The following is a 16,803-nucleotide window of genomic DNA, read 5'->3' as shown; positions in this document are numbered from 1 at the left end:
ATGCAGCATTCCGAAAACTCTCCGGTCAAACTCATTAATGTGGCGATCGCCCTCGGCAGCAATTTGGGTGATTCTTTAGCTATCCTTGAGCAGGCAATTGAAACGGTCAGCACAGAACCAAACGTCACACTACTCCGCAAATCATCGTGGTATCGGACCAAGCCGATTGGGCCACCACAGCCGGATTATATAAATGGCTGCATCACCTGCCAAACCTCATTAACACCAGAAGTTTTACTCGCAAAACTACATCAAATTGAAAACCTATTTGGGCGAGAACGCAAAGAACATTGGGGAGCCAGAACCTTAGATTTAGACTTGATTTTGTATGGCGATCGCCTCATTAATACTCCAGATTTAATTGTGCCTCACCCGAGAATGCAAGAACGCGCCTTTGTTCTAGTTCCCTTGATGGAAATTGCGGCAGATTGGATAGACCCACGTAATAATCTGAGAATAAAAACCTTGGGCGATCGCCTCGATCAGAGCGAAGTTTTCCGAATATCGTAGGGCAACAAATTTAACTTTTCGCCTTTTTCTTCGCTAATTTTTTCAGCTGATCCAGTTTGTTTTGCACCGCTTCAATAACTGTTTCAATCACAAACACCCGCGCATAAAGCTTGTCATTCGCCGGGACCACTGTCCAAGGGGCCGCAGGCGTATTTGTCCGGGCGATCATTTGATTAACAGCCACCTCATATAGACCCCATTGCTCACGATTCCGCCAATCCTCTTCTGTCAATTTGTACTGCTTGAAAGGATCATTTTTTCGCTGATCAAACCTTGCTAACTGCTCATCTTGATTGATATGGAGCCAAAATTTAAGAATGACGTAGCCAGAATGAACAAGCTCCGCCTCAAACTCATTCAGCTCTCGGTAAGCTCGCCGCCATTCCAACTCAGTCGCAAAATTTTCAACCCGTTCGACAAGTACTCGCCCATACCAACTGCGGTCAAAAATTCCGATTGTTCCTTTCCCTGGTAGTCGCCGCGAAAATCGCCAAAGATAATGATATTGATGCTCCTCAGTCGTTGGCGCAGCAAAAGCATCCACCTTATAGCTGCGAGGGTCAAGCACTTCCGTTAATCGTTTAATTGCCCCGCCTTTTCCAGCTGCATCCCAACCCTCAAACATCAATAAAACAGGCAATTGATAATTATGAATTTGTTGTTGTAACTGCCGTAATTTAAGCTGTGCTGCCCGTAAACGTTCTTTGTATTCGTCTAACTCTAGCTTGAGATTTAGATCAGCCTTCGCGAGAAAATCTGGCTCAGTGGGAGAAAGCTCTTTTTGTGGCTTGAGAGGAACTGACGCAGGCAATTCAATCCGACGACGATCCAAAGCTTCTGTGATGGTCGCAACTAACTGAGAAAGCACCTTAACCCTCGCCCAACGACGATCATCCCCTTCGACCAAAACCCAAGGCGCAGCTCCTGTGCTGGTCTGAATCAACATTTCTTCAGCAAGTTGACTATATTGCCGATAATTTTCTGCCTGTTGCCAATCTTCTGGCCGTACCCGCCATGCTTCGAGCTCATCTTTGGCCGCCTTTTTAAGGCGTTTTTTTAGTTCATCCTGTGATAAATGAATCCAAAATTTGGCGATCGCCATGCCATCTTCCACTAGCTGTCGCTCAAAACTATTCACTGTTCGTATGACCATCGGCACATCTTCAGCAGGTAGCCGCTCAAATAGCCTATCTTCTAAAAGATGTGTATACCAACTGTGATAGAAAAAAGCGACACTTCCACGCGCGGGTAGCTTATGCCAGAATCGCCACAAAAAAGGATAACGTTCCTCTCGTGAAGATGGTTCAAAAATCGGTAAGACAGAAAACCCACGGGGATCCATATAACGGGTCATTTTTTTGACTAAGGCGCCTTTTCCGGCAGCAGCCCATCCTTCCAAAACCACTGCCACTGGAAGCTTGTGTTGCCAACAAGCATTTTGAAGCGCTCGCAACTGACCCATCAGCTCATCAATCTGAATTTTATAATCTTGTTTCGAAAGCGTCAGCTCTAAATCTAATGTTTTTAGCACAGTTAGCAACAATAAAAATTGACTAACTCTAGTATGAAGATCATTACCTGGAGAAGCTTGAGCTCCTCTGCAAAAATTTATGAATCCAAATTTTAATTAACTAATGGATACGACCTGAGCTGGGAAATACTAGTTAGTGATGTTATTCATTGGATCAGGACAAAACAATGCGGAATTTGTTGCATCCCATTCTGGTACTTTTTGAATCTCGGAACCTTGCTGCGGTGATTCGCAAATAATTGTTTTTACAAGTGCTTTATTTTGATAGAGTGTTGCGGCGCCAGTGTATGTCTTACCAGTATCCTCAACTAAAGGGATAGCCACAACTGAACCTTGAGTTTGTGTAACGACGAAACTGTAGGAATAATATTGAGATTTCTTATTTCTCACAAGATCAAGACGCTCAACGCTATCGGCAAATTCAAGCCTTTCCATCATGTAAGCCTGTTGGGCACGGTTAATGGCACCGACGAAGGATTTGGCTTCAGATTGCCTAGCTTTGGCTGCTTGGCTAAGGAAGGCTGGCAAGGCGATCGCCCCCAAAATCCCAATCATAATAATCACGACAAGTAACTCAATGAGTGTAAAGCCAGAAGCATTATTATCTCGGTATTTGCCATTGCTTTTATCGTCTTTGTAAATGAGCATCATAAAAACAAACTCTAAAATATTCATACAAACAAGGCGATGCAATGGCAACAACGGTAAATCCTAAATACATTACCCATTTTGCCCAACAAGACGATCAAAGAAAATAAACTCTAAAGGAATTTTTACTCCAAATTATTTTCGAAAAACCACTTATTTATTTCCCTGATTGCAAACCATAAACGAGCGGTAAAGCAAGACCAAACAATCACCCCAACGGTTTTCTCTGAAGCAATACCACCAAGCATTGGGCCCTTCAAATATGGCAGAATTCAAACACCTAGTTAAACCATAACAAAGGATGAATTAAGACAGAAAAAAAAGAGGAAATAGTAAAAGAAAATTATGATAGTGGAGCTTCCAGCTCAGATACTATGATGTTCCTCCTTCGGGTATTGCTCTGTGTTTAAAGACGAGCGATAGTCCCACAAAAATTAAGCTATGCTTAGAAGATGAATGGTTACGAGAGTCTACGAAATAACCATCTCTTACCTTACGTTTTTGTTCTGATTATTTCGGCAATATTTCATGGATACTAAAGCTTTTAGTGAGCTTTTCCCTCTCTTCGGCAACGCAAGCCCTGAAACCATCGAAGGGCTTTTATCAATCACCACAGAACATCAGTATCCGGTGGGACGCACCGTACTCATGGAAGACTCGTGGGGAAATGCTGTTTATTTTATCCAATCAGGTTGGGTGAAAGTGCGGCGTTTGACGGGTGAGAGCACAATGACCCTTGCGATTTTGGGGCAGGGAGATTTCTTTGGTGAGATGGCCATTCTTGACGAATCTCCTCGGTCGACGGACGTGGTGGCTTTGTCTCAAGTGAGTTTACTGAGTGTTTCTGCCCAGAGATTTATTCAGACTCTCTTTCGCGATCATCAGCTTCATCACAAAATGTTGCAACTGATGGTTCAGCGATTACGTAATGCCAATGCTCGCTTCCAATGGCGTAATCAACCTCCTGCTCTGAAATTAGCAAAAACCTTGATTTTATTAGCGGAGAGCTATGGTGAAGCAACAGATCAAGGGGTCAGAATTATTAATATCCCAGCAACAGATCTTGCCGAGGTTGCGGACATTAAGCCTAAAGAAGTCGAAATTATCCTAACGAAGCTGCAGAGCAAGGGTTGGCTGGAGATGGACGATGCTACTATTCATTTTATTAATTTCAAGCAATTATCGAATCTAGCCGGGCGGGCTTAGGATAAATCTTAACTAATGGGTAAAACAGTTACTTCTGCAGAGCTTTCGAAAGCCGTAAAACGTGAGGCATTGGTAGGGATCACTTATGGCGTGAAGATGCCAAATCCCCACCAGCATTTGTTTGAAGTAACGATTCAGATCGACAATTGGTCTAAGGCTGTTTTGGATTTGAAGATGCCCGTATGGACACCAGGTTCTTATTTAGTCCGGGAATATGCCCGCCATGTTCAGGATTTTCAGGCGATCGCCACAGCTCCTGAAACACCGCTCTCTTGGCAAAAACAAGGGAAAAATCACTGGCAAATTACGACTGATACAGCAGAGACAGTCACCATTTGTTATCGAGTTTTTGCGAATGAACTCACGGTACGCACCAATCACCTCGATAATACCCATGGTTACTTCAATAGCGCTGCCCTCTTTTTCTTTGTTGAAGGACATCAAAATCAATCTTTTATTCTCGATATCGAACCGCCAAATGAAGCATGGCAGATTAATACAACTTTGCCATTGCTAGAGGATTCGGAAACACGGTTTTGGGCGGACAATTTTGATGTGCTGGTGGATAGTCCGGTGGAAGTCGGCATTCATGAGAGTTATGAATTTCTCTATGCTGATAAGCCTCACCGCTGGGTTGTTTGGGGTGATGGGGATTTTGACGCAGACAAGGCGATCGCCGACACGAAAAAAATCATTCAAGTCGAAGCTGATATCTATGGTGGAGGTTTACCCTACGATGAATATATGTTCCTATTGCACCTGTCAGGCAGTGGCTATGGTGGCTTAGAGCATAAAGAAAGCTGTTCGTTAAATTACCCACGTTTTGGGTTTGGAGAAAAGGATAATTACAACCGCTTTATGCAGCTCGTTGCCCACGAATTTTTCCATCTGTGGAACATTAAGCGTATTCGCCCGAAAGCTCTCGAAATCTTTGATTACGAAAACGAGAACTATACAACTTCTCTCTGGTTTGCTGAGGGAGTCACCAGTTATTACGATCTCATTATTCCGCGCTGGGCCGAGATTTATGACGAGGACTTTTTCCTAGAGAGTCTGAGCAAAGATATTACGCGCTATCTTAAGACGCCAGGTCGCTTAGTTCAGCCCCTAGCAGAATCCAGTTTTGATGCCTGGATTAAGCTCTATCGCCGTGATGCCAACAGCAATAATAATCAGATGTCCTATTATCTCAAAGGGGCTATGGTGTCGTTAATGCTGGATCTGATGATTCGCGATCGCCACGATAATCAAAAATCTCTTGATGACGTAATGCAACGGCTATGGCAAGAGTTTGGGAAGGACGAAATTGGTTTTACACCATCCGAAGTAGAAAATATTATTGCTGACGTTGCGGATTGTGATTTGGCGGACTTTTTCGTACGTTATCTCCATACCACTGAAGAATTGCCCCTTGCCGAATCCCTTAATGCATTTGGATTACTTTTAGAGCCCGTCTATGAGGATGAAAAGATTCCTTATCTCGGTGCAGAGATAAAAGACAAACACAATCGCACAGTGGTGAAATCTGTGAATAGTGGGTCTCCTGCCCATATCGCAGGAATTGATCCAAAGGACGAAATCTTGGCGATAGCCGGCTACCGTGTGAACACCGAGCAACTGAAGAAACGCCTCCAGAACTACCATGCAGGTGATACAATTTCGATCACGATTTTTCAACAGGATCAACTTAAAACCCTTGATGTGACGCTCGCTGAACCTCAGCCTAGCCGTTATCAAGTAAAGAAAAATCCGAAAGCTTCTGCCCAACAACAAGCGAGATTAACCGGTTGGCTCAATCGCTAATCCCACTCCTTAATCGTTGACCAGAACCATCAAAATTAAATTTACATCGACTAAAGTCGCCTGCTCCTTAACCCAATGCATAATTTTCTCCCTAGCGCCTATTTTCAAGGAAAATTTGTTCCGTTTGCAGAAGCAAACATTTCCATCGCAACCCATGCATTGCACTACGGCACAGGCGCATTTGGCGGGTTACGGGGTATCCCTGATCCGAACGATCCAAGCCAGATTTTATTATTCCGTTTAGAGCGCCACTGCCGTCGTCTCAGCAATAGCGCAAACTTCCTTCAATTTGATTTACCTGCGGACAAAATTGAGCATGTCATCGTCGACTTTGTAAAAAAGAATCGCCCTGAAAAATCGTTCTATATTCGTCCATTTGTCTATACATCTGATCTAGGTATTGCGCCCCGCCTCCACAAAATTGACAAAGACTTTTTTGTCTATGGTCTAGAACTAGGCGATTATCTATCTCCTGATGGTATTTCCTGCCGGATTAGTTCTTGGACAAGACAAGAGGATCGGAGTTTTCCATTGCGGGGCAAAATTAGTGGTGCATATATTGCGTCAGCCCTAGCAAAAACCGAAGCGGTTGCATCTGGATTTGATGAAGCGCTTTTGATGAATTCTCAAGGTAAAGTCTGTGAAGCATCTGGGATGAACGTCTTTATTGTGCGAGATGGCAAACTGATTACGCCGGGTTCGGATCAAGACATCCTTGAAGGGATTACCCGCGATAGCATTATTACTTTGGCGAAAAACTTTGGGATTGAGGTGATTGAACGTCCTATAGATAAGACTGAGCTGTTAATTGCGGATGAGGTATTTCTCAGTGGTACGGCAGCGAAGGTGACTCCTGTAAAGCAGATTGAGAACTATAAGTTGCCCGGCGATCGCCCGATCACAGAAAAGTTACGCGATAAGCTCACTGCGATCACTAAAAATCAAGATAGTGAATTCTCCGAATGGGTTTACAAAATTCCTTTGAACTAATTTTTGAGACGAAATACTCAAATTAGCTGGCAGGTTCGGGTTCTACAAATTGAAGTTTCCCGAACTGAATTTCATCAAGCACACGATTAATGCTGTGACGTTCGTCGGTATTCACAAGGGCATCATTCAGGCAAGTTGTCATCAATTGCATATGTTCATCGCGGGTGAGTTCGCCGGCACTGAGGATGCGATCGCACACTTGTTGAATATTCATCAAAATTTCTAAGTTGGTGGTGGGCATAGCTCAAACGGGACAGACGTTACAGCCAGTTTAAGACCAATCTTGATACTATCGACGCGATACTGCGAAACGTTTCTGGAAAATTATGGAAATTATCCGTCTACCAGCTTTTCATGACAATTATATTTTTATTTTGGGCGATCGCTCCGTCGGGCAAGCAGTAGCTGTGGATCCAGGAGATGGCAAGGTTGCATTGACTTACCTCCAGCAGGAAAATTTACAATTAACAGCGATTTTAATTACCCACCATCACCATGATCACATCGGTGGTAATCGACAACTTTTAGCACATTTTCCAGACGCAAAAGTGTACGCGAGTGAACATGACTGGCATCAAGGTCGCATCCCTGGTCAAACAGACCGTCTCAAAGAAGGCGATCACCTAGAGATTTTTGGTCGCACCGCTGAAATCATGTTTGTCCCCGGCCATACCCAAGGTCATATTGTTTATTATTTTCCCCCTATTGCACCGGATGCGATGGGGGATTTATTTTGTGGAGATACTCTGTTTGCTGGGGGCTGTGGTCGCTTACTCGAAGGTAATCCCTCACAAATGTGGCGATCGCTCCAGCGGATTCGGGCACTACCCGATCAGACAAATATATGGTGTGCCCATGAATATACTTTGACCAACTTGCGTTTTGCTCTCGGTCTCCAAACCAAGAATCCTCAGTTGCAAGAACGATTTCAGCGAGTACAAATCCTTAGAAACCAAAATCAGCCCACAATCCCCAGCTTGCTCAGTCTTGAGAAACAAACTAATCCTTTTTTACGATGTGATTGTCCAGAGATTCAAGCCGTGATTAACCATCCAGATCCTGAGCGAGTCTTTAGCAAATTACGTGGTAAACGGGATTTATTTTAAATATCAATAGCCAATTCATTCGGCGATCGCCTCCCTAGGACTAGAGGACTTCATACCGTAGAAACATGGCTATACGTCATCAGAAAGATTCCCTAAATTCGAAAACCGACTAATGTAAAAGTTAATATTTTTAAGATGTAACTCTTACAAACTTAGATAGTTTTCCTCTAAATAACCCTGTTTTAGCCACATCATGGCAAACCTTGGTTAAGGCAACTAAACAATTATTGCCACAACAATAACCCCAATTTATCTCCGGTGATTTCCACAATGCCTACTGTGACTACATCTGAACAAGTTCATCAGATCGTTTCAAACCACCATGACAATCCCCATACTATTTTGGGCCATCACTCCATTGAATTGGGCGGAACAATGACATGGTTGGTGCGTACCTATCTGCCTAGAGCTGAGCAGGCTTGGGTCATCGATCCAGTATCACAAAAGGAATACCCGATGACATCGGTGCATAATCCAAACTTTTTTGAATGTATTCTTGAGCAAGAGTTACCGCCTCAATACAAACTGAAATACAAGTCTGGCGATGACTATTTCACGATTTATGATCCTTACGAATTCGTCGAAGCCCCCCATATCAGCGACCTAGACCTCCACTTATTCGCCGAAGGCAATCACCACCGCATTTATGACAAGCTCGGCGCACATCTCCTCAATATCAAAGGTATCGAAGGTGTCTACTTTTCTGTTTGGGCACCCAATGCTCGCAATATCTCCGTCATTGGTGACTTTAATAATTGGGATGGACGCGAACACCAAATGCGCAAACTTGGCGTCGGTGTTTGGGGCATTTTCATCCCAGAACTAGGTGTCAACACCCAGTACAAATACGAAATTAAGAACTACGAAGGACATATCTACGAAAAATCAGACCCCTACGGTTTTTTCCAAGAAGTCCGACCCAATACAGCTTCTATCGTCGCAGATCTCGACCAATACGAATGGAATGATGAAGCTTGGCTCAAACAGCGTGAAGCGAGCGATCCACTCAAACAACCGGTCTCCATTTATGAATTACACCTAGGTTCTTGGCTACATGCCTCCGCAGAAGAACCAATGGCATTGCTCTCTGGTGAAGTAGCTCCTATTCCTGTCAACGAAACAAAAGAAGGAGCACGGTACCTTAGCTACTATGAACTAGTAGATAAGCTCATTCCATATGTCGTAGAAATGGGCTATACCCATATCGAGCTACTACCGATTGCGGAGCATCCCTTTGATGGTTCTTGGGGTTATCAAGTTACCGGCTATTATGCACCGACCTCCCGTTTTGGTCGTCCCGAAGACTTGATGTACTTTATCGACCAATGTCATGCGAATGGTATTGGTGTTTTGGTGGACTGGGTTCCGGGCCACTTCCCAAAAGACGGTCATGGCCTAGCGTTTTTCGATGGCACACATCTTTATGAACATGCAGATCCTCGCAAAGGTGAGCATAAAGAATGGGGAACTTTAATCTTTAATTACAACCGAAATGAGATCCGTAACTTCCTCGTTGCGAATGCTTTATTTTGGTTTGACAAATATCATATCGATGGCATTCGGGTAGACGCAGTTGCATCTATGCTTTACCTCGACTATGACCGTGAAGATGGAGAATGGTTACCGAATGATTACGGTGGTAATGAGCATTTAGAAGCAGTCGATTTCCTCCGTCAAACAAATAACCTGATTTTCAAGTATTATCCTGGCGTCATTTCTGTGGCAGAAGAGTCCACAGCATGGCCTATGGTGTCACGTCCCACTTATCTCGGTGGCTTAGGCTTTAACCTCAAATGGAATATGGGTTGGATGCATGACAACTTGAGTTATTTCAGTACAGATCCCTGGTTCCGTCAGCATAATCAAAACAGCATCACCTTCAGCATGTGGTATCACTTCAGCGAAAACTATATGTTGGCGTTGTCCCATGATGAAGTTGTCCATGGCAAGAGTTCGATTCTTGGCAAAATGCCTGGAGACGACTGGCAAAAGTTCGCAAATGTTCGAGCATTGTTTACTTACATGTTTATGCATCCGGGTAAGAACACAATGTTTATGAGCATGGAGTTTGGCCAGTGGAATGAATGGAATGTCTGGACAGATCTAAATTGGGATTTGCTCGATCATGAACCTCATGCGAAGTTAAAAAGTTTCTTCGCTGCCTTAAATGCTTTTTATAAGGAGCAACCAGCTCTCTATGAGCTAGATTTTGAGGAAGAAGGTTTCGACTGGATTGATTGCTCAGATAATCAAAATAGTGTAGTTTCATTTGTTCGCCGGGCAAAAGATCCTAAAGACTTTTTAGTTGTGGTTTGTAATTTCACACCACAGTTACACCCGCATTACCGGGTTGGGATGCCCGAAGCGGGCTGCTATGACGAGGTTTTCACAAGTGATATGGAGACGTTTGGCGGCAGTAATAACAAAAACTTTGGCGGAGTCTGGACTGAAGAGTGGGGAATGCATGGTCAGCCTTACTCTGCCGATTTGTGTTTACCATCACTTGGCGTGGTTGTTCTTAAAATTAATCGTGAGCGCACAGCTGAGGCGATCGCCTCCCAGCAATCTCAAACTGAATCACACTCTCTCACCTAAATATAATTTCCAAAATAGCGAAGTCCCTAAATAACGTGAGTTCGGGTTAAGGAATTAGGATGAAATTCCGACAAGTTGGAATTTTATCTATGTACTGATTCGCAACAAAGCATTCTAATTGAAAATATCGTATTGATTGAGCTCAATCAGTAGAATATTGCCTAAAATAATCGCTGCTCAATAAAGAATCAAGAAGTCTCAAACCCAGATTAGGAAAGACTTGTTTCCTGTTGTTCTTATCCCGAACTCACGTTAAGAGAAGAAAAAGAGAAAGTGAATATTGTGGAAGTTGATAAGCAGTCCACCACTTTCTTCTAGGATCCGTCTAGAATCTTTGTTTTGTTCCATTGATGATTTTTGCCAAGTCTTTGAACCTCAATGGCAACAACAATTACTGGCCTCAAAGCAAAAGCGACGGCGTCGCCCCAGAAGCCTTAGTCTCAGCGAGATAATGACGATATTGATTGCTTTTCACCAATCTCACTATCGTAATTTCAAATATTTCTATCTCATCAATGTGCGTCATCACTGGCGAGGAGCTTTTCCACGAGCAGTGAGTGACCAACGTTTTGTGGAGTGGATGCCTTCGACGTTAGTACCTCTCTCTCTGTGTCTACCTACAGCACTGTTATGGTCAATGCATAAGTATCAGTTTCATTGATGCCACCAGTATCAAAGTTTGTCACAATCGCCGCATCTCTCAACATCGCGTTTTTGATGGTCATGCCGCTCGAGGTAAAACCTCTGTGGGTTGGTTCTTTGGCTTCAAACTATAGCAATGGCCAGATGGCTTAGGCAGTAGTATGGGAATGTTGTGTGAAGTAAAGAAATGCCAGCTGCTTATAGTGATGACCTACGCCGTAAAGCTCTAGCAGCAGTGGAGCGAGGCATTCCCAAAAAAGATGTATGTGACATGTTTAATATCAGCCGCAGCAGCCTTTCTCTCTGGATACAGCGACTAAGGCATACAGGGAGCTACAGCGCCAAAACAGGTTATCAAAAGGGCTATGGTCACAAAATCATAGACTTAGCAGCATTCAAAAACTTTGTGCAACAGCACCCGGATAAAACTCAGGCAGAGATGGCATAACTATGGCCAGAAGATGTGAGCCGCCGCACTATCTCCAGAATGCTGAAAAAGATAGGTTTTACTCGAAAAAAAGACCTATGGCTATCGAGAAAGGGATGAACAGAAGCGACAGGCATTCAGACAACAACTCGCCAACTTAAGACCAGAACAAATTATTTATTGCGATGAGTCGGGAATGGATGAGCGAGATGGAAACTACGATGATGGCTATAGTCCCGAAGGTGAACGGCTCTACGACCTCAAGTCCGGAAATCGTCGCGGCAGAGTCAATATGATTGCTGCATGGAGTCAGGGCAAACTGTTTGCACCCTTTACAGTAGAAGGCTCCTGTAACCGTAATGTGTTTGAATTGTGGCTAGAGAATTGTTTACTGCCAGAATTAAAACCTCATCAGGTCTTAATTTTGGATAATGCTACTTTCCATAAGGGGGGAAGAATCGCAGAAATTCTGGCACAGGCGAAGTGTGAGCTATTGTCTCTACCTCCTTATTCACCAGATTTGAACAAGATTGAGCGGTGCTGGTCTTGGTTGAAAAGCCGCATTCGAAAGCAACTCAAACACTGTCCATCTCTCAGAGATGCGATGGATATGACTCTTCGTTCTGCTACGTCTTAACTCTTTTGACCACTGCTATACATCTGGTTATCAATGACCGTGGAGAATTACTCAATGTGAAGGTCACACCCGGCAACACCGATGATAGAAAACCGGTAGTGAAGCTTTTGAAAGGGTTATCGGGAAAAGTCTTTGCAGATAAAAGTTACGTCTCTCAAGCTCTGGCACAGTATTTGCAAGAAGAATATGATATGAGGCTTGTAGCTAAGCCTCGTCGCAATATGAAGAATCACCTGATGCTTTGGCGTGACAAAGTGCTGGCTCGTAAGCGAGCTTTAATTGAGACAGTCATTGACCAACTGAAGGATATGTCTCAGATTGAGCATTCCCGCCATCGCAGTCCTGCCAATTTTTGTGTCAACTTGCTTTGCGGTCTCATTGCCTATTGTCATCAACCTAAGAAACCTTCTCTAAAACTTGATTAGAACCTTTATTCCTTATCCCGAACTCACGTTAGTTAGAAGCGTTATCCATGATTTAGCTCTGGTAGAAGAGATAGTTTGGCGGTGGTTTGTTTGGACAGTGAATCTAGGAATTAATTGTTCCGGTTTGGGGAGAACTCGCCGTTGCCATACTCTTCACTGGAATCCGCCCCGCTAAATAGGCCAAACGTCCTGCTTCTGCGGCTAAACCCATCGCTCGTCCCATTTGCACCGGGTGTTGAGCAAGGGCGATCGCCGAATTAATGAGTAGAGCATCAGCGCCCATCTCCATCCCAAAAGCAGCTTCGCTAGGAGACCCAATGCCTGCATCAATCACGACCGGAATATTACTCTGCTCAATAATAATTTTGATATTGGCTTCATTTTGAATGCCTTGGCCAGAACCAATCGGTGAACCAAGGGGCATTACTGTGGCACAACCTACTTCTTCCAAGCGTTTTGCGAGCAAGGGGTCGGCGTTGATATAGGGTAAAACGGCAAAGCCTTCCTTCACCAAAATTTCTGCCGCTTCGAGAGTACCGATAGGGTCAGGCAACAGATATTTTGCATCGGGAATCACTTCCAATTTGACGAAATTATTATCTTCCTGACCCAATAATCGCGCCATTTCTCGACCAAGCCGAGCAACCCGAATTGCTTCCTCCGCTGTCTTACAACCCGCAGTATTCGGTAACATCCAAATTTTGTTCCAGTCGAGTGCTTCTGCTAATCCTTCATGCCCGGGGGCTTTAGTTTGGACGCGTCGTACTGCCACCGTAACGATTTCACAGCCACTCGCTTCCACACTCTGTTGCATCGCAGGGATAGACGGATATTTACCTGTACCTGTCATCAATCGCGACCGGAATGTTCGTCCTGCAATTACAAGTTGGTCATCAGCAGGTAACCCACCGATTTTTGTATGTGTGGGTGTAGAGATTGGTGTTGCGTAAAGTGTGGCGCTAGAACCGTTATTCATCGGTTGCTCCTCTAGAAAACGTTGGTAAGAAAAATGTTTAAGTAAGGGATCGTCTGTGCCGTGGATGAGGCGATCGCCAATTAATTTAGCAGTGACGGGCGTTAGCAAAATGCCATTGCGATAATGACCAGTTGCGTAGGTCAAATTCTGGCAGGGAGATTCACCAAGAATCGGCATTTCATCTGGTGTTGCAGGACGATAACCCCACCAAAATTCTTTAATATTCCAATCTTGGATCGCAGGGAGTAAACGAGCTGCTTTACTTAATAAATATCGAATCCCTTTAGGCGTATTATTCGGCTGCCATTGCACCTCTTCCACTGTCGCCCCAACGATTAATGTGCCATCTTGCCGAGGTACCAAATAAATGCCATCGCCAAATAAAACGCGTCGTAAAATATCGGGAGTCGGCATTTGCAACGCTAACATTTGCCCTTTCACTGGATAGATTGGCAAAGGCGTAATTTGAGCTGACCATGAACCCGCTGCTAAAACATAATGCTCTGCGGTGAAATTGCATTGGTCAGTTTGAACGGCTAAAACCTCACCTCCAGATTGCTGTAATCCGAGGACGGTGACGCCTTCTTTAAGCGTGACCCCTAACCCTTGTGCTGCCTGCAATAAAGCTTGAGTAAGTTTACGATTATCGACTTGTCCATCTTCGGGGTACAACCAAGCACCTGCAACTGATTCACCTAAATTCGATTGGTAGTAACCGAGCTGAGTTTTATTCAACCAAGTGCCATTGTGCTGCGGTGTAGTGACATTTGCAGGAGTTTCTTCGCAAGGCGCAAAAATGCCACAAGGTAAATATCCAACCTCCATGCCGCTAAGCTGTTCAATTTTTTGTGACCACTCAGGATACATATCGCGCGATCGCCGCCCCAATTCCCACATTGGCCCCGTTAGACCTTCTGCTTGAGGCGCTAACATACCCGCTGCAGCATGACTAGCTGCTTCACTAAAGCGACGACTTAAAACGGTAACTTGACGACCCTGCTGCTGTAACTCGACGGCAATACTTAAACCGATTATGCCGCCCCCTAAAACCAAAATATCTGAATGCTCTGCCATAGCTTTTAACCGTCTCTATCCTCGCCGCATACTTTACGCTACATCTACCACCAATGAGCTAGCCATTTTCGCAATAGAACGAAAAATCCCCATTCCGATGAACGAGGATTTTATTAAATCAAATTACAGTTAATTGATTTCGGAAATTAAGCGATTAGGCGATCGCCAATTCCTTCTGAGCACGCCCAGTTAGCTTTTCCACTTCCGCCAATTCCTTCATCACCGCGTCGAATGCATCGGGAGTGAGGGACTGAGGGCCATCGGAAAGCGCTTTTGCTGGATTAGGGTGAACCTCGATCATCAAGGAATCAGTACCCACTGCAATAGAAGCCTTCGCCATTGGTAAGACAAACTCAGACTTACCAGTACCGTGGCTGGGATCCAGCATCATGGGGAGGTGAGTCAAACTACGCAACACAGGTACGACAGAGAGGTCGAGGTGATTACGAGTGTACTTACGATCGAAGGTACGAATACCACGCTCACAGAGAATAACTTTGCTGTTGCCTTCCGCAAGGATATATTCCGCAGCCATGAGCCAATCATCAATCGTTGCAGCCATACCGCGCTTGAGGAGAACAGGCTTATCCTGTGCACCAACCTTCTTAAGAAGAGCGAAGTTCTGCATGTTGCGCGCGCCTACTTGGAGCACATCTGCGACCGCTGCGATTTTGTCTACATCTGCAGTGTCCATGACTTCAGTAATGATGCCAAGACCAGAAGCATCACGAGCCGCGGCGAGAAGTTCTAATGCACTCTCACCGTGACCTTGGAATGCATAGGGGGAAGTTCTGGGCTTGTAAGCACCACCACGAAGGAACTTTGCACCAGCGGCCTTCACTCGGAGAGCCGTTTCAACGATCATCTCTTCGTTCTCAACGGAACAGGGGCCTGCGACAACGACAACGGGGTGATTAGGGCCAAAGGTGACATCGCCATTGGGAGTGGGGACAACAACTTCGCTATATTCACCGTGGCGATATTCTAAGCTTGCGCGCTTAAAGGGCTTTTCCACTCGCAACACACTTTCGATCCAGGGGCTTAGCTCTTGAATACGCTCGATATTAAACGCTGCAGTGTCGCCGACTAACCCAACGACAACTTTGTGCGCACCGACAATCTTTTCGGGGATAAGACCCAATTCCTCTAGCTCACTCCCTAAACGATTAATTTCAGCTTCAGGTGAGCCAACCTTCATGACAACAATCATGCTTGTTCCTCTGGAGATTACAACAATAAAAACTTGAGTATGCTTTTTTCTATGATGACGCTATAAAAAATAACTTGCCGGCGATCGCCATTGTTCTCAATATCGATGGGATACATTGATGCAGAGAAAATTTTGATAGCCGACAAAGCATATACGAGATATTTAAACTCGGAAACCCTAAAAAACCAAGGGTCTAAACTTTAAGATTTACTGCGAGCCTCCTTTCGGCCTTCCTTCCATGCCTGCACCATGCGGCCTAAATTCAGGGTAAATTCATCACTACCCAAAAGACTGCCAGTACGTTCTTCGTCCCAAGACGTGGAGAGAAGACCATAGCTGAGACCGATCACACCAAGTCCAAAGAACCCAAGGCTCACAAGCAATACAGCAACACTGGGTAGTTCAATGATTTCATTAATCACAATGTAATAGGAAATCACAAAGGAACTGATCCCCAGCGCTGTGGGAATGCCCGAAAAGAAAGCCATGCGACGGATCATCCGTTTGCTGACTGCTTCTGGGATCGCACCTGGATCGCGATTATCTCTGCGATTTTGACGACGTTTATCTGTCTTTGCAGATGTTTTCGTTGTCGGTGCAGCAGCGACTGGCTCTTTTTTAGGAGTCTTTTTCTTAGTCTGGCGCGGCTCAAAAGGCAATGGCTCGCGAGATGATTCAGAGGGCATAAATCTTAAAAAACAAATGATTTCTTAACGTGCCGAAGTAAATTCTAGCGACGGATGCCGAGGCGACCGATGAGAGCTTGGTAACGAGCTTGGTCTTTTGCCTTAATAAATTGCAGTAGGCGCTTACGCTTACCGATCATTTTGAGGAGACCACGACGAGAAGAGTGATCCTTCTTGTTGATTTTGAGATGCTCTGTGAGCTGGTTAATGCGAGTTGTGAGGAATGCGACCTGGAGATCCGCAGATCCAGTATCAGTTTCATGAATCTGATACTCGCCCATGAGTTCCTGTTTACGCTCTTGCGTTAAAGCCATAATTCCGTGTTGTGTAAAAAATA

At 44.6% G+C, this 16,803-nt stretch carries 13 protein-coding genes and 3 pseudogenes; 9 read left to right on the top strand and 7 right to left on the bottom strand.

Annotated features, from left to right (window positions below; translation table 11 throughout):
* The gene (folK, locus tag LEPTO7376_RS16995) at window positions 1-510 is read left to right on the top strand and encodes a 2-amino-4-hydroxy-6-hydroxymethyldihydropteridine diphosphokinase (RefSeq protein WP_041763872.1); all 510 of its coding nucleotides are present in this window, start codon (window positions 1-3) and stop codon (window positions 508-510) included.
* 10 nt (window positions 511-520) lie between these two features.
* Here the strand turns inward: folK and pap are convergent, their stop codons facing one another.
* Together pap and LEPTO7376_RS23795 are read right to left on the bottom strand one after the other, a co-directional pair.
* Window positions 521-2,041: a polyphosphate:AMP phosphotransferase gene (gene pap, locus LEPTO7376_RS16990; protein ID WP_015135359.1), complete on the bottom strand. Its 1,521-nt coding sequence runs from the start codon at window positions 2,039-2,041 to the stop codon at window positions 521-523.
* Window positions 2,042-2,170: 129 nt separating this feature from the next.
* The gene (locus LEPTO7376_RS23795) at window positions 2,171-2,692 is read right to left on the bottom strand and encodes a type IV pilin-like G/H family protein (RefSeq protein ID WP_071880752.1); all 522 of its coding nucleotides are present in this window, start codon (window positions 2,690-2,692) and stop codon (window positions 2,171-2,173) included.
* Between the two features lie 525 nt (window positions 2,693-3,217).
* Here LEPTO7376_RS23795 and LEPTO7376_RS16980 point away from each other — a divergent pair.
* The 3 genes from LEPTO7376_RS16980 (at window position 3,218) to LEPTO7376_RS16970 (ending at window position 6,688) form a co-directional block, all read left to right on the top strand.
* Window positions 3,218-3,895, top strand: a complete 678-nt coding sequence (locus tag LEPTO7376_RS16980) for a Crp/Fnr family transcriptional regulator (protein ID WP_015135357.1) — start codon at window positions 3,218-3,220, stop codon at window positions 3,893-3,895.
* 15 nt (window positions 3,896-3,910) lie between these two features.
* Complete coding sequence (locus tag LEPTO7376_RS16975) at window positions 3,911-5,698, top strand: M61 family metallopeptidase (RefSeq protein ID WP_015135356.1); 1,788 nt, start codon at window positions 3,911-3,913, stop codon at window positions 5,696-5,698.
* A gap of 75 nt (window positions 5,699-5,773) precedes the next feature.
* Entirely contained in the window at window positions 5,774-6,688 is a 915-nt protein-coding gene (locus LEPTO7376_RS16970) for a branched-chain amino acid transaminase (protein WP_015135355.1), read from the top strand.
* Window positions 6,689-6,710: 22 nt separating this feature from the next.
* Here the strand turns inward: LEPTO7376_RS16970 and LEPTO7376_RS16965 are convergent, their stop codons facing one another.
* Window positions 6,711-6,929, bottom strand: coding sequence for a hypothetical protein (locus LEPTO7376_RS16965; protein WP_015135354.1), 219 nt, complete (start codon window positions 6,927-6,929; stop codon window positions 6,711-6,713).
* 85 nt (window positions 6,930-7,014) lie between these two features.
* Here LEPTO7376_RS16965 and gloB point away from each other — a divergent pair, with 85 nt between their 5' ends.
* The 5 genes and pseudogenes from gloB to LEPTO7376_RS16940 all read left to right on the top strand — a co-directional run.
* Window positions 7,015-7,794, top strand: a complete 780-nt coding sequence (gene gloB, locus LEPTO7376_RS16960; protein ID WP_015135353.1) for a hydroxyacylglutathione hydrolase — start codon at window positions 7,015-7,017, stop codon at window positions 7,792-7,794.
* A gap of 270 nt (window positions 7,795-8,064) precedes the next feature.
* Window positions 8,065-10,389, top strand: coding sequence for a 1,4-alpha-glucan branching protein GlgB (gene glgB, locus LEPTO7376_RS16955; protein ID WP_015135352.1), 2,325 nt, complete (start codon window positions 8,065-8,067; stop codon window positions 10,387-10,389).
* A gap of 319 nt (window positions 10,390-10,708) precedes the next feature.
* Window positions 10,709-11,162 (top strand): annotated as a pseudogene (locus tag LEPTO7376_RS25005) (transposase); the annotation flags it as partial.
* Window positions 11,163-11,218: 56 nt separating this feature from the next.
* Window positions 11,219-12,095: pseudogene (locus tag LEPTO7376_RS25845) on the top strand (IS630 family transposase).
* A 17-nt stretch (window positions 12,096-12,112) separates the two neighbouring features.
* Window positions 12,113-12,520, top strand: a pseudogene (locus LEPTO7376_RS16940) (IS982 family transposase); the annotation flags it as partial.
* Between the two features lie 103 nt (window positions 12,521-12,623).
* Here LEPTO7376_RS16940 and thiO read toward each other — a convergent pair.
* The 4 genes from thiO to rpsO form a co-directional block, all read right to left on the bottom strand.
* Window positions 12,624-14,570, bottom strand: coding sequence for a glycine oxidase ThiO (thiO, locus tag LEPTO7376_RS28725; RefSeq protein WP_015135351.1), 1,947 nt, complete (start codon window positions 14,568-14,570; stop codon window positions 12,624-12,626).
* Between the two features lie 154 nt (window positions 14,571-14,724).
* Window positions 14,725-15,780, bottom strand: coding sequence for a 3-deoxy-7-phosphoheptulonate synthase (gene aroF, locus LEPTO7376_RS16930; protein WP_015135350.1), 1,056 nt, complete (start codon window positions 15,778-15,780; stop codon window positions 14,725-14,727).
* A 200-nt stretch (window positions 15,781-15,980) separates the two neighbouring features.
* Window positions 15,981-16,466: a PAM68 family protein gene (locus LEPTO7376_RS16925; RefSeq protein WP_015135349.1), complete on the bottom strand. Its 486-nt coding sequence runs from the start codon at window positions 16,464-16,466 to the stop codon at window positions 15,981-15,983.
* Window positions 16,467-16,510: 44 nt separating this feature from the next.
* Window positions 16,511-16,780 (bottom strand): 30S ribosomal protein S15, encoded by a 270-nt coding sequence (gene rpsO / locus LEPTO7376_RS16920; protein WP_015135348.1) that lies wholly within the window; start codon window positions 16,778-16,780, stop codon window positions 16,511-16,513.
* Between the last annotated feature and the right edge of the window lie 23 nt (window positions 16,781-16,803).

Origin of the sequence: [Leptolyngbya] sp. PCC 7376 (assembly GCF_000316605.1) — a bacterium.
GTDB lineage: Bacteria > Cyanobacteriota > Cyanobacteriia > Cyanobacteriales > MRBY01 > MRBY01.
The sequence above is the reverse complement of the archived record's forward strand: the minus strand, read 5'-3'. Positions and strand labels throughout refer to the sequence as shown.

What these genes read in the sequence shown, in the direction of transcription:
- folK (WP_041763872.1), top strand. Translation starts at nt 1, where the DNA reads ATGCAGCATTCCGAAAACTCTCCGGTCAAACTCATTAATGTGGCGATC.
- LEPTO7376_RS23795 (WP_071880752.1), bottom strand. Translation starts at nt 2,692, where the DNA reads ATGATGCTCATTTACAAAGACGATAAAAGCAATGGCAAATACCGAGAT.
- LEPTO7376_RS16980 (WP_015135357.1), top strand. Translation starts at nt 3,218, where the DNA reads ATGGATACTAAAGCTTTTAGTGAGCTTTTCCCTCTCTTCGGCAACGCA.
- LEPTO7376_RS16975 (WP_015135356.1), top strand. Translation starts at nt 3,911, where the DNA reads ATGGGTAAAACAGTTACTTCTGCAGAGCTTTCGAAAGCCGTAAAACGT.
- LEPTO7376_RS16970 (WP_015135355.1), top strand. Translation starts at nt 5,774, where the DNA reads ATGCATAATTTTCTCCCTAGCGCCTATTTTCAAGGAAAATTTGTTCCG.
- LEPTO7376_RS16965 (WP_015135354.1), bottom strand. Translation starts at nt 6,929, where the DNA reads ATGCCCACCACCAACTTAGAAATTTTGATGAATATTCAACAAGTGTGC.
- gloB (WP_015135353.1), top strand. Translation starts at nt 7,015, where the DNA reads ATGGAAATTATCCGTCTACCAGCTTTTCATGACAATTATATTTTTATT.
- glgB (WP_015135352.1), top strand. Translation starts at nt 8,065, where the DNA reads ATGCCTACTGTGACTACATCTGAACAAGTTCATCAGATCGTTTCAAAC.
- thiO (WP_015135351.1), bottom strand. Translation starts at nt 14,570, where the DNA reads ATGGCAGAGCATTCAGATATTTTGGTTTTAGGGGGCGGCATAATCGGT.
- aroF (WP_015135350.1), bottom strand. Translation starts at nt 15,780, where the DNA reads ATGATTGTTGTCATGAAGGTTGGCTCACCTGAAGCTGAAATTAATCGT.
- LEPTO7376_RS16925 (WP_015135349.1), bottom strand. Translation starts at nt 16,466, where the DNA reads ATGCCCTCTGAATCATCTCGCGAGCCATTGCCTTTTGAGCCGCGCCAG.
- rpsO (WP_015135348.1), bottom strand. Translation starts at nt 16,780, where the DNA reads ATGGCTTTAACGCAAGAGCGTAAACAGGAACTCATGGGCGAGTATCAG.